Source organism: Exiguobacterium sp. s21 (assembly GCF_018617975.1).
Lineage (GTDB): Bacteria > Bacillota > Bacilli > Exiguobacteriales > Exiguobacteriaceae > Exiguobacterium > Exiguobacterium mexicanum_A.
This window is the reverse complement of record NZ_JACSLF010000002.1, coordinates 278,022-290,354: the sequence shown is the minus strand read 5'-3', so window position 1 is coordinate 290,354 and position 12,333 is coordinate 278,022. Positions and strand designations below refer to the sequence as shown.

General features: G+C 54.5%; 15 protein-coding genes and 1 riboswitch. Of the genes, 2 read left to right on the top strand and 13 right to left on the bottom strand.

The features are described 5' to 3' along the window. Positions 1–70: 70 nt before the first annotated feature. Positions 71–265 (top strand): DUF1128 family protein, encoded by a 195-nt coding sequence (locus tag KNP06_RS03970; protein WP_021067093.1) that lies wholly within the window; start codon positions 71–73, stop codon positions 263–265. A 46-nt stretch (positions 266–311) separates the two neighbouring features. Here KNP06_RS03970 and rnc read toward each other — a convergent pair whose 3' ends face one another. The 11 genes from rnc to KNP06_RS03915 all read right to left on the bottom strand — a co-directional run bounded on the left by rnc (position 312) and on the right by KNP06_RS03915 (position 10,479). Beyond that, entirely contained in the window at positions 312–1,091 is a 780-nt protein-coding gene (rnc, locus tag KNP06_RS03965; RefSeq protein ID WP_138859619.1) for a ribonuclease III, read from the bottom strand. Between the two features lie 58 nt (positions 1,092–1,149). Further along, positions 1,150–1,389 carry an acyl carrier protein gene (gene acpP, locus KNP06_RS03960; protein ID WP_021067091.1) on the bottom strand — a complete coding sequence of 80 codons (240 nt, stop codon included), beginning with the start codon at positions 1,387–1,389 and terminating at the stop codon, positions 1,150–1,152. 59 nt (positions 1,390–1,448) lie between these two features. Next, entirely contained in the window at positions 1,449–2,189 is a 741-nt protein-coding gene (gene fabG, locus KNP06_RS03955) for a 3-oxoacyl-[acyl-carrier-protein] reductase (RefSeq protein WP_214710593.1), read from the bottom strand. Next, complete coding sequence (fabD, locus tag KNP06_RS03950; RefSeq protein WP_214710592.1) at positions 2,182–3,102, bottom strand: ACP S-malonyltransferase; 921 nt, start codon at positions 3,100–3,102, stop codon at positions 2,182–2,184. Before fabD ends, fabG begins: the two co-directional genes overlap by 8 nt. Before the next feature lie 18 nt (positions 3,103–3,120). Then, complete coding sequence (plsX, locus tag KNP06_RS03945) at positions 3,121–4,110, bottom strand: phosphate acyltransferase PlsX (RefSeq protein WP_034777147.1); 990 nt, start codon at positions 4,108–4,110, stop codon at positions 3,121–3,123. Next, on the bottom strand, positions 4,107–4,676 hold the full coding sequence (gene fapR, locus KNP06_RS03940) for a transcription factor FapR (protein ID WP_214710591.1): 570 nt from the start codon (positions 4,674–4,676) through the stop codon (positions 4,107–4,109). Before fapR ends, plsX begins: the two co-directional genes overlap by 4 nt. Positions 4,677–4,768: 92 nt before the next feature. Then, the gene (gene recG, locus KNP06_RS03935; RefSeq protein WP_138859622.1) at positions 4,769–6,799 is read right to left on the bottom strand and encodes an ATP-dependent DNA helicase RecG; all 2,031 of its coding nucleotides are present in this window, start codon (positions 6,797–6,799) and stop codon (positions 4,769–4,771) included. Further along, a complete protein-coding gene (gene sdaAA, locus KNP06_RS03930; protein ID WP_034777145.1) occupies positions 6,786–7,673 on the bottom strand; it encodes an L-serine ammonia-lyase, iron-sulfur-dependent, subunit alpha in 888 nt (295 codons plus the stop codon). Before sdaAA ends, recG begins: the two co-directional genes overlap by 14 nt. 12 nt (positions 7,674–7,685) lie before the next feature. After that, positions 7,686–8,348, bottom strand: coding sequence for an L-serine ammonia-lyase, iron-sulfur-dependent subunit beta (sdaAB, locus tag KNP06_RS03925; protein WP_214710590.1), 663 nt, complete (start codon positions 8,346–8,348; stop codon positions 7,686–7,688). 63 nt (positions 8,349–8,411) lie between these two features. Continuing rightward, the gene (locus tag KNP06_RS03920) at positions 8,412–10,094 is read right to left on the bottom strand and encodes a DAK2 domain-containing protein (RefSeq protein ID WP_214710589.1); all 1,683 of its coding nucleotides are present in this window, start codon (positions 10,092–10,094) and stop codon (positions 8,412–8,414) included. 22 nt (positions 10,095–10,116) lie between these two features. After that, positions 10,117–10,479, bottom strand: a complete 363-nt coding sequence (locus KNP06_RS03915) for an Asp23/Gls24 family envelope stress response protein (protein ID WP_214710588.1) — start codon at positions 10,477–10,479, stop codon at positions 10,117–10,119. A gap of 253 nt (positions 10,480–10,732) precedes the next feature. On the opposite strand from KNP06_RS03915, the gene rpmB reads away from it, so the two are divergent. Then, a complete protein-coding gene (rpmB, locus tag KNP06_RS03910) occupies positions 10,733–10,921 on the top strand; it encodes a 50S ribosomal protein L28 (RefSeq protein WP_015881349.1) in 189 nt (62 codons plus the stop codon). A gap of 58 nt (positions 10,922–10,979) precedes the next feature. Here the strand turns inward: rpmB and KNP06_RS03905 are convergent, their stop codons facing one another. Then, a complete protein-coding gene (locus KNP06_RS03905; RefSeq protein WP_214710587.1) occupies positions 10,980–11,567 on the bottom strand; it encodes a thiamine diphosphokinase in 588 nt (195 codons plus the stop codon). Beyond that, a complete protein-coding gene (gene thiT / locus KNP06_RS03900) occupies positions 11,567–12,139 on the bottom strand; it encodes an energy-coupled thiamine transporter ThiT (protein WP_021067081.1) in 573 nt (190 codons plus the stop codon). Before thiT ends, KNP06_RS03905 begins: the two co-directional genes overlap by 1 nt. A 76-nt stretch (positions 12,140–12,215) precedes the next feature. Beyond that, positions 12,216–12,316: riboswitch (TPP riboswitch) on the bottom strand. Between the last annotated feature and the right edge of the window lie 17 nt (positions 12,317–12,333).

Sequence of the window (12,333 nt, the reverse complement as noted above, 5' to 3'; positions counted from 1 at the left end):
ACAGTTGCCAGTTCGTCAAAATGCTAGAATCATGCTATTCTAAAAAGAACTGTAGAAAGGGGTACGACCGATGACTAACGAACAAATGATTGAGGAAATTCTCGACAAAATGAACATCATCAACCGCGGCGCCATCAAAGCGGAAGAATATAACCGTGCCGACGCCTCGGCCGTCAAAGAGATTTACGACTACGTGATGAACCGCTCATCGCTGTCGATCTCTGAAGTGGATGGGATTGTCGAAGAACTCGGACAATTGACGTGATGAGATGACAGAAAAGGAGTGGACCCATTGAGGTCCACTCCTTTTCTTATAGGCCGGCGTACTGCCGGTTGAATTCAATCAACGCTTCTTTCGCCGCGAGTTGCTCGGCTTCTTTCTTCGATCGGCCGATGCCTTCGCCGACGATATCGTCTGACAGACGGGCATGGGCGACGAACTCCCGGCTATGGGCCGGACCACGCTCTTCGATAATCGTGTACGAGACAGGCCCGAGACCTTCTCGCTGGACGCTTTCTTGGAGCTGACTCTTATAATCGGTCTGTTCTTCAAACACACCGGCCAAGACTTTCGGAAAAACCGCTTCGGCGAGGAACTGTTCGACTGGTTCAATCCCTTGGTCCAGATAGAGCGCGCCGATGTATGACTCGAACACATCCGCGAGTAGCGCCGGGCGCTTGCGTCCGCCGGTCAACTCTTCGCCTTTCCCAAGCAAGATAAAATCAGAGAAAGCATAGGCTTCCGCAAAGTTGACGAGTGATGGCTCACAGACGATGGCCGCCCGCAACTTCGTTAATTCCCCCTCGGAGCGCTCCGGATACGTCTCATACAAAAACCGAGACACCGTCAACTCGAGCACCGCGTCGCCTAAAAACTCTAAGCGCTCATTGTCTTTTTTCAGACCGCGTTGTTCGTTGACGTATGAGGAGTGGGTGAACGCTTGCATCAATAGGTCTTGGTTCGTGAATCGAACCGACAACCGTTCTTCAAGTACTTTAAACTGCTCGAGAATCCGTGACCGCTCGAGCTCATTTCGCCGACGCCGTTGCGCCGACCCTTGACGGTCAAACCGTCGCTTGTCCTTTGTCATAATTCCCTCCGTGTATAAGCACAAGCCCACCGCTCATGACGAGCGGTGGGAGGCTTGATTACAATTTAGTTTCGATGTAAGCGACGACGTCGCCAACAGTCGCGAGCTTTTCAGCATCTTCGTCTTCGATTGTGATATCGAACTTGTCTTCAAGGTCCATGACCATTTCCATTACTTCGAGCGAATCCGCACCGAGGTCATCCTTGAATGATTTGTCGGCTGTGATCTCAGATACATCTTTCCCGAGTTTCTCTGCCACTGCTGCTTGTACGTCTACTAAGATTTGTTCTGTTGTCATGATAAAATCCCTCCAAATTAAAGTATATAAAATGTGTTTCGATTGGTAAAGTTCTGATTTTAAGCCATCGTCATGCCGCCGTCAACGGCGATCGTCTGACCCGTCACGTAAGCCGCTTGGTGAGAGGCGAGGAATGAGACGAGGTTCGCCACATCTTCGACCTGACCGAAGCAATTGAACGGGATTTGACCGAGCGTCGCCTCGCGTTGCGCATCTGTCAACGCGTCAGTCATGTCCGTCTGGATGAAACCAGGACAGACGGCGTTCACCGTCACGTGACGTCCGGCGAGTTCACGCGCGACCGACTTCGTCAGCCCGATGAGCCCCGCTTTCGCCGCCGCGTAGTTCGCCTGACCGGCATTCCCCGTGATCCCGACGACCGAAGCGATATTGATGATGCGGCCCGCCTTCGATTTCAAGAGCGTCCGCGTCGCGGCTTGCGACGTCAAGAACGCACCTTTCAAGTTTGTCGACAGGACATCGTCAAAGTCAGCTTCCTTCATGCGCATAAGCATACCGTCCCGCGTGATGCCTGCATTGTTGACGAGACAATCGATGCGGCCGTACGTGTCGACCGCCGTCTTGATGAGTGTTTTCACATCATCACTGCTCGAGACGTCGGCTTTGACGGCGATGGCCTCGCCACCGTTCGCTTCGATTTCGCTGACGACAGCGTTCGCTTTCTCAACACTACCCGAGTAATTCACGACGACCCGAAAGCCGTCCTCCCCTAAACGCTTCGCGATGGCGGCCCCGATTCCTCGAGATGCGCCTGTCACGATTGCTACTTGGTCATGCACGTACTTCTCCTCCTAACGCGGCCACCTCTTCGAGCGTCGTCGCCTGTTTGATCGTCACTTTCGAATCGATCCGTTTGATAAGACCTGACAGCGGTGACGTCGGACCGAACTCGATGAACGTGTCGACACCAGCGTCGATCGCTTTGCGAACACACGCTTCGAATCGGACCGAGGCGTACAATTGCTCAGTGAGAAGTGCTTTCAATTTTTCCGGGTCGGTATGGACATCCGCATCGACGTTGGAAATGATCCCAATCGCCGCCGGTTTGAACGGCGAAGAAGCGAGCACATCTTTGAACCGCGTCGCGGCCGGCATCATGTAGGAGCTGTGGAACGCCCCTGAGACGTTCAGCGGCAAGACGCGTTTCGCACCCGCTTCTTTCAAGTCTGTTTCGGCCTGTTTGACCGCATCGACATGCCCCGAGATGACGAACTGACCCGGACAGTTGTAGTTGGCGATTTGTACAAGGTTCCCGCTAGCACTGATTTTCTCCGTCACATGGAACGCTTCGTCGACATCGGTCATACCGATGACGGCTGCCATCGTCCCATCCTTCACTTCTGACATGAGCTTGCCGCGTTCGTGGACGAGCACGCTCGCTTCTTCCAAGTCGATGACGCCGGCGACGACGAGTGCCGCATATTCTCCAACGCTGTGACCGATCACCAAGTCTGGAGTGGCCCCCGTTTTGGCGTGAGCTTGTGCGAGTGATGCCGCATGCGCCACGATGGCCGGTTGGGCCACTTCTGTCCGTTGAAGCTCTTCTTTTGATCCTGCCGCCATGGCGTCGATTAAATCAAATCCGAGGCGACGGTTGATCGCTTGCAGTTGTTCAGGATTGTCGAGGAACGTTTGGCCCATGCCGACGGCTTGTGACCCTTGTCCCGGAAATACCCATGCTGTTTTCCCCATGTACTCACCTTCTTTGAATTAGTTTGTGGCTTTTGCTTGTTTGATTTTCGCGACGACGTCGTGATCGACCATGATTTTCGCCTGTTTGAGCGCGCTCATGATGGCGAGCGCGTCGCTCGAACCGTGTGCTTTAATGACCGGGGCGTTGATTCCGAACAAGCCGGCCCCACCGTGTTCCCGATAATCTAATGTTTGTTTCAATCGCTTCAACTTCGGTTTTAAGACGAGAGCGGCGAGCTTCGAGACGAGATCGCTCGTGAACTGCTCTTTCATCATCTTCATGAGCATCGACGACGAACCTTCGACACCTTTGAGCAAGATGTTTCCGGCGAACCCTTCCGTGACGATGACATCGACATCACCGGACATCGCCTCGCGCGCTTCCACGTTGCCGACAAAGTGGACCGGGGCTTGTTCAAGGAGGGGGTACGCCTCTTTCGTGAGGGCGTTTCCTTTCCCAGCCTCGGTCCCGATGTTCAGTAGCGCGACCCGCGGACGTTTGACGCCGCGAACGTGCTCGGCATAGAGCGAGCCCATGATCGCATAGTCGACCAAGTGCTCGGCCTTCGCGTCCGGGTTGGCCCCGACGTCTAAAATGACGACACCGCTACCCGTATATGTAGGGAACGTAGGTGACAACGCGGGGCGCTCGATTCCTGGGATCCGTCCGATGACGAATAGTGACGCCGCCATGAGAGCACCGGTATTCCCAGCCGAGACGAGTGCGTCGGCCTCTCCGTCTTTGACGAGTTTGGCCGCCACGACGAGTGAGCTGTCCTTTTTGCGACGGACGGCTCGGACCGGTTCGTCGTCCCCGGTGATGACTTCGCTCGCTGGAACGATTTTGATTCGCGGGTCGGTCAACCCGTACGAAGCGAGTTTGACCTCATCTCCGACTAAAAACAGTTCCATCGATTCGTTCGGGAATGCGTCGGCAAACTGCTTGACGCCTTCCACGATCGCTTTCGGGGCGTGATCCCCGCCCATTGCATCAATTGCTAATTTCATGCCTGTTCCTCCTCACCGCGACGATAAATCGTGAAGTCTCCGCTAAAGACACACTCTTCGCCGACATAACTATCCACTGTGACGTCCGTTCTTCCGTCCCGACGTAGTTTGATTACACGAGCCTTGGCAACGACTCGCTCTCCATGATGGACCTGGCGACTAAACCGGATGTCCGCTTTAGTGGTCAACGCCAATTCATCATTGATGAGCGCCACCGCTAACGAGTTGGCCTGGGCGAACAATACGTGTCCCCGGGCGATCTCGTTGCGGCTAAAGACGTGTTCTCTCTCAATGTCGAGAACCGAGATGGCCGATTCATCGAGCTTCAAGTCAATCATATCACCGATGACCTCGCTCATGGCGAGCGACTTCACTTCATCGAGGTGTTCTGAGGCTACATGCTTAATCCGTTCTCTCACTTCCGGAATTTTCAACTCCATCCGATCGAGACGAATCGTTTGAATACTGACGGCGAACTGCTTCGACAGCTCTTCGTCTTTGATGAACGGGTTACGATCAATCGTTTCTTGCAATAAGCGTTGCCGCTCTTTCTTAGGTACCCGCATTCAGTTCCCTCCTAAACTCTATGCTAAAGAACTTAATACCTGGTACTAATAGCAGTATATATTCTTTAGATTGTATTTTCAAGTGTTGTTTCTCATTCCAAGCGGCTCCCGACGAGTAAGTCGAGTCGCTTCAAGTATTGACGGAGCGGCGCATACGTCGCTTCATTCCAAAACGCCTCGCTGCCGAGCAGACGAACCGCGTCTTGCATCGCTACCTCCATCACTTTTAAATCAAGTACGGGATCGGCGACGCGGAAGCTCGGAAGACCGCTTTGGGCCGTCCCAAAGAAATCACCGGCCCCGCGCAATTCCAAGTCTTTCTCGGCCAAGACGAATCCATCGTTCGTCTCCGTCATCGTCTTCAAACGAAGTTTGCCGACATCGGACTTCGGGTCCCCTACCAATATACAATAAGATTGGTCGGCGCCTCGACCGACGCGTCCGCGCAACTGGTGTAGTTGCGCCAAGCCGAACCGCTCCGCATCATGGATGATGATCAGCGAGGCGTTCGGGACGTTCACGCCGACCTCGACAACCGTCGTCGAGACGAGGATTTGGAGGGCATTGCTGGCGAACGCCTTCATCACGTCATCTTTCTCGGTGCTCGACAGTTTTCCATGCATGAGACCGACCGCATAGTTTGGGAAACGTTCCCGCAACACTTCGTAGAGCGCAGTCGCACTCTCGACCTCGAGCGTGTCCGATTCCTCGATGAGCGGGGCAATCACGTAAGCTTGGCGTCCAAGCGTCAGTTCACGGTCGACCATCGCGTGGACCCGGTCGATTTGATCGGTCTTGGCCCAATACGTCTCGATCGGCTTCCGGCCGGCCGGCATCTCATCGATCGTCGACACGTCCATCTCGCCGAAAGCGCTGATGGCAAGTGTCCGCGGGATCGGTGTCGCCGTCATATAGAGCACGTCGGCGAGCTCCGCCTTGTCACGGAGCATCTTGCGCTGTTCGACTCCGAACCGGTGTTGCTCGTCGGTGATGGCTAAATGTAGGCGCGAGAACTCGACCGGCCCTTGGATCAAGGCGTGCGTCCCGACGATGATATCGACGTCCCCCGCTTTGATGGCCTGAAGCAACTCAGTACGGGCCTTGCCTTTGACCGAACTCGTCAATAAACCGACTCGAATCCCGTACGGCTCAAACAGCGCTTGAAGCGAGGCGAGATGCTGTTCAGCCAAAATCTCGGTCGGGACCATGAGCGCCCCTTGATAGCCGGCGCTCACCGTCGCATACAAGGCGATCGCGGCAACGACTGTCTTTCCGCTCCCGACATCCCCTTGTAGCAACCGATTCATTCGTTCTGGCACTTCTAAATCCCCGACGATTTCCCGGATGACACGCGTCTGCGCCCCGGTCAACGGAAACGCAAGTTGTTTGACGAATTCGTTCAATTGAGGCTTATCGAGCGTGAGGGCACGGCCTTTCCCCGACCGTTCCATCTTCCGGAACGCCTGAAGCTTCAATTGATAGAGCAGACATTCTTCATAGACGTAACTGCGGCGTGCCTGTTTGTACGTCTCGACCGAATCAGGGAAATGCATCCCTTTTAACATCGCCTCCCGGTCCTCGAGACGATAGCGTTGCCGAATCAATTCCGGCAGGCGGTCCTCGAACGAGGTCGTCTGTTCAAACGCAAGCTTGACGATCCGGCTGAAGTTCTTCTGGGTCAACCCGGCCCGAAGCGAATAAATCGGTTGCAGCCCGTCCGACAGTTCACCGAACTCGAGGTCGGTCGCGCTGATTGTCATCCGGTTCATGTCCCATTTCCCTTTGACCGTCACGGTGGCGCCGAGCGTGAGCTTGTCTTTATAGAACGCCCGGTTGAACATCGTCACGTGGACGACGTAGCGTTCCTCGAGCAATAGCCGAAATTGGAGCCGGTTCTTGCCTTTACTGTAATAACGGACGAGCGGTTCCGCTTGGACGGTACCGCTCCATTTGACGAGATCGCCGTGGATGGCCGTCGTCACCGTGCCGCTATTATAATTTTCATAACGAAACGGGACGTGCTCCAGCACATCCTCGATTCGTTCGAGACCCATCGTCTCTAATTTTTTGGCCATCTCTGGCCCGACCCCTTTGAGCGTCGTCAGCGCCTCACTTCTCGACATTTTCTTTCTCTCCAAAGATGTTTCGTTCGAGACGGCGGGCCGTCGGCGTATTGGCAAGTCCGCCGCGGGCTGTCTCTTTCAAAGCGGTCGGCATCATCTGGCCGATCTCATGCATCGCCGAGATGACCTCGTCACAAGGGATGCGAGACGTGATACCAGCGAGGGCCATATCGGCCGCGACAATCGCGTTCGCTCCACCCATGGCGTTCCGTTTGACACACGGCACTTCGACGAGACCCGCCACCGGGTCACAGACGAGACCGAGCATGTTTTTCAAGGCGATCGCAAACGCCGTCGCCGATTGTTCCGGCGTCCCACCGGCTGCTTCGACGATGGCCGCCGCGGCCATTCCGGTCGCCGAACCGACTTCCGCCTGACAACCACCGGCCGCCCCTGAAATCGAGGCGTTGTTGGCGACGACGAACCCGAACGCACCAGACGTGAACAAGTACCGGACCATTGCCTCGCGGTCCATTTCCAGACGTTCTTTGACCGCAAACAACGTACCCGGTACGACACCGGCGCTGCCGGCCGTCGGGGTCGCACAGATGCGTCCCATCGCCGCGTTGACTTCATTCGTCCCGATCGCTTTGGCGACCGCGTCTAAAATCAAATCCCCAGCGAGCGACTTGCCCGAGCGGATATAGTCGGTCATGAGCACGGCGTCATTCCCCGTCAACCCCGTCACGGACGTCACGCCTTCGAGTGCCCGTGCAACCGCTTCTTCCATCACCTCGAGGTTGCGTTCCATCATGCCGACGACGTCTTCACGCGTCGAGCGTCTGACGTGCACTTCTTGCTCGATCATCACTTCTGAGATCGGAATCCCTCGTTCCGTTGCCGTTCTGACTAATTCTTCTACTGATTTAAACATATTGGTGTCTCCTTATTCCCCAAAGATGGCTACCCGCTCGATTTGAGGTAACCGCTCGATTTCCGCTAACACGTCTTTTGACAAATGATCATCAATCTCGATCGCCATGAGCGCTTGCTTGCCTTTCTCATGACGGCTCACTTCCATATGGCCGATGTTCAACTCATGTCTGGCCAAAATCCCCGTCACGGCCGCGATTGCCCCGAAGCGATCGTGGTGCAAGACGACGAGTGCCGGCCCGCCGCCCGACAATTTGAGCGGGAATCCGTTCAACTCGGTGATCTCGATCGTCCCGCCGCCGATTGAAATTCCGACGATCTCAAACGTGCCGTCCTCGTCTTCTAGGCGGACGCGGCCCGTGTTCGGATGATCCGTCAGCGCATCGCTCGTCTCAAAGACGACCTCGATGCCGCGTTCTTTCGCGAGATCGAGCGCTTGCGGGATGCGCAAATCAAACGTATCGAAGCCCATGATGCCACCGACGATGGCCACATCGGTCCCGTGTCCCCGATACGTATCGGCGAACGACCCATAAAACGTGATGTGCGCGAGCCGTGGCGTCCGCCCGAACAGTTTTCCCGCCATGAGACCGATGCGGGCGGCGCCCGCCGTATGCGAACTCGATGGACCGACCATGACCGGTCCGATGATATCAAACACACTGCGATATTTCATCGCATTTCCCCCTTTCAAAAAAACCCTACCTTCATTATACAGAAGGTAGGGCTGAGTTACAGCTTATTCCACACTAAAAATGTAGGAGTAGAGCGGTTGTTTCCCGTCATGAACCTCGATTTCGATCTCGTCGTTCTTCGACTCGATGTACGCCGAGAGTGCCTCCACGTCTTCTGCTGAGGAACCTTCGCCCGTCAAGATCGTGATGATCTCGTCGTCGGCATCGACGAGGACGTCGACTAATTTCTTCGCCGCTTCGAGGCTCGAGGCCGATGAGGCGACGATTTTCTTCTCGGCGATCGCCATGTGGTCGTCTTTACGAATCTCGACACCGTCGATGCTCGTATCACGAACAGCATACGTCACTTGACCAGACTTGACCGTACTAGCCGCCGTCTTCATGACGCTTTCGTTCGTCTCCACATTGGCTTCCGGGTTGAACGCGATCGCTGCCGCAAGTCCTTGTGGCACCGTCTTCGTCGGAATGACCGAGACGCCGCAAGGTGCGACCGAGGCCGCTTGTTCGGCAGCCATGATGATGTTCGAGTTGTTCGGGAAGATGAAGACATGGTCCGCGTTGGCCGCTTCGATCGCCTTGACGATATCTTCCGTCGATGGGTTCATCGTCTGACCGCCCTCGATGACGTGGGCCGCCCCGAGTGAACGGAACAATTCGCTGACGCCTTCACCCATGGCGACCGTGACGATCGCATACGGTGCTTTCGTCTTCGGAGCCGTCGGTTGGACGCCATGTTGGTTCGCGCCGTGCTCTTCTTCTAGAATGGTCGAGTGCTGTTGACGCATATTCTCGATTTTGACAGCGACGAGTTCACCGTAACGCTGTCCTTTCGTGATGACGTCGCCTGGCGTCTCGACGTGAACGTGAACTTTAAGCAACTCTTCATCTGCGACGACGAGGAGTGAGTCCCCGAGTTCAGACAGTTCGTTGCGGAACGCGTCCTCGTTGAACGGGGCATCCTTCAACTTCTCATCTTGGAAACGAACCATGATTTCCGTGCAATAACCGAACTCGATGTCTTCGGTCGACATGAATCCTTGCGCGGCGTGGGCATGATGTTCGGCTTCGATGAGCGCATCCATGACCGGTGCATGTGGCTTCTCGAGCTCTTTTCCTTCGAGGCTCGCAAGGAACCCTTCATAAATAACGAGCAAGCCTTGGCCGCCCGAATCGACGACGCCGACTTCTTTCAAGACCGGCAATAAGTCCGGCGTCCGCTCGAGTGAAGCTTTCGCTTCCACGATCACACGTTCCATGAACTCGTTGAAGTCGCTCGTCGACTCTGAAGCACGGAGCGCTTCGTCGGCCGCTTCACGAGCAACCGTCAAAATCGTTCCTTCAACCGGTTTCATAACCGCCTTGTATGCCGTGTCGACACCACGTTTCAATGCCTCAGCGAAATCGACTGTCGACACTTCGGTCTTTCCTTCGATCGCTTTACCGAAGCCACGGAACAATTGGCTTAAAATAACACCGGAGTTCCCGCGTGCCCCCATCAAGAGACCACGTGCAAACTTCGATGAGACGTCAGCGATATTTGTCGTGTTGAGTGCGGCCACTTCCTTCGCACCCGATGTCATCGTCAAATTCATGTTCGTTCCCGTGTCGCCGTCCGGCACCGGGAAGACGTTAAGCGAATCTACATAATCCGCATTCTGGCTCAAGTTGGCTGCACCGTTCGCGACCATGTTCGCGAACACCAATCCATCTAAACGTTTTAAACCCACACCAAATCCTCCTTCGTTCTCGTCAGTCATTCGTCAGACGAACGCCTTGTACGAATATGTTTACCGACGAAACGTTTAATCCTAAAGTTTCACCGAGCGTGTATTTTACACGGCTTTGCACGTTATATGCGACTTCCGACACTTTCGTCCCGTAACTCACAATGATGTGCATGTCGATATGTACGTCTTCTCTATCTTGACGTACGACCACGCCTCGGGCGTAGTTTTCACGCTTCAATAGTTCTGCAATCCCGTCTTTCAATTGAGCTTGAGACGCCATTCCCACAACGCCGAAACATTCCATCGCCGCACCGCCTGCGAGTGTTGCGACCACGTCGTTCGTGATGTCAATATTGCCATATGTTGTCTTCATTTCAATTGCCATATGGAGTAGCCTCCTTCATTCGGAATGATACCTTCACTACATTCTACAATAAGTACCTAGTTATTAAAAGAACCTGCTCCATAAACTCGGTCAATTGTAGCCGTAACCCTCATTCATTATTAAAATCCTTTCCAGTAATGTCAAGTTTTTTTCTTGTCATCCTATGATTTTCTAGTTGCATCGTGAAAAAACCCGTGCTAATATAAACGAGTGTCTATTAGGACGAACCCACATAAAAAAGGAGGGGAAACGCATGGCACGTAAATGCTACGTAACAGGTAAATCACCTAAATCAGGTAACAACCGTTCGCACGCACTCAACAAGACAAAACGCACTTGGGGTGTAAACGTACAAAAAGTTCGTATTCTCGTTGACGGTAAACCTAAACGAGTTTGGGTTTCAGCTCGCGCTCTTAAATCAGGTCTCGTTGAACGCGTATAATTTTTATACACGAACGAAATAAATCCCAGCGGCATTCGCCGATGGGATTTTTTTGTGTTCATTTTTTGATATACAGCACGAGCACCGTGCCTTCATGCACAATCAAATCCGCTGATTCGCCGGCCCACTCGTTCGAGATTGTGAGCGCCTCATGGCTGACGACATCGTGGTGGTCGAGCGGATATTTGACGCCACGGATTGACACGTTCGCCCGTTTCCACGGGACGAGCGACAAATAGTGATCGTCTTGACGCGGGAGCTCGTGACGCCCGGTTCCGACAAGACGAACGGTTTGCCCGGCCGTGAACAAACACATCTCTGGATACGCCTCGAGCAGCCCAATATTACCGAGCGTCATGTCGAGGCGTCCACCGAGAGCGCCGTACACGAGCATCTCCGTCGCCCCGTGTCCACGGGCCGCCTCGAGCGCGATCTCAAGGTCGGTCACATCTTTTTCAGATGGGTAACGGACGGCGTCGATCGGCACTTCGCCCGTGAAAGAGTCGAAATCGCCGACGACGAGATCCGGGTTCAGCCCGTGGTTCAACAGTGTCTCGTACCCCCCGTCGACGCCGATGATGTAATCGACGTCACGAGGGAGTCCCGAGATTGGTTCCGGGCTGGCCGCCACGATCAGCACCCGCATTAGCGGACGTCCCGGGTCGCGAGCGTGGCGAAACGTGGTGCCGAGACGAACAAGAGAACGAGGACGACGGCCGACACGAGGAAGGACGGCAACATATACGTCATGTTATAAGCAAACGAATAGGCGACGACCGGCCCTTCCGCATACTCGGCGAAGAAAACGATCCCTGATAAAACGTGGGCGCCGTAGCGAAGCAAAGAACCGAGGAGCGCCCCGAGCACCAAGTAGACGACGAGCGTCTTTTTCGCCTCGTCCTTGGCGGCTCGTTTCACTTGTCCGGCGAACAGTCCGGCCATACCGACGACACCATAAGCGAATGTGTAGTCGAGCAGGAACTGGACCGGCGTGAAGATGTAAGCCCCGAACAGCAGTTGCAACGTTCCGACGAGCGCTCCTGTCGCCAGTCCTCCTTTTAATCCATGGCGGTACGCCATCACGAAGATTGGCAACATCGCCAGGCTGATCGATCCACCCTGCGGCATCCGGAACGGGATGAGCAAATCAAAGATCAAGCCGAGTGCGGCGAACAATGAGATTTCAATGAGCGCCTGTAGTTTTAAACGTTGTTTCATCTTATTCCCTCCTAATTATATGAGCGAACGACAAAAAGCAGCATGACGTAAACGCCATGCTGCTATCGAGTAGCAACGTGCATTTTCGCCACATCCCTACGTCCGTGTGAACGGAACAGGTTCAAAGGGTTAGCAAATGCCTCTCAGCCACAGAATGTGACACCCCTTGCGACAATATTTGTTGTTCTATTGAC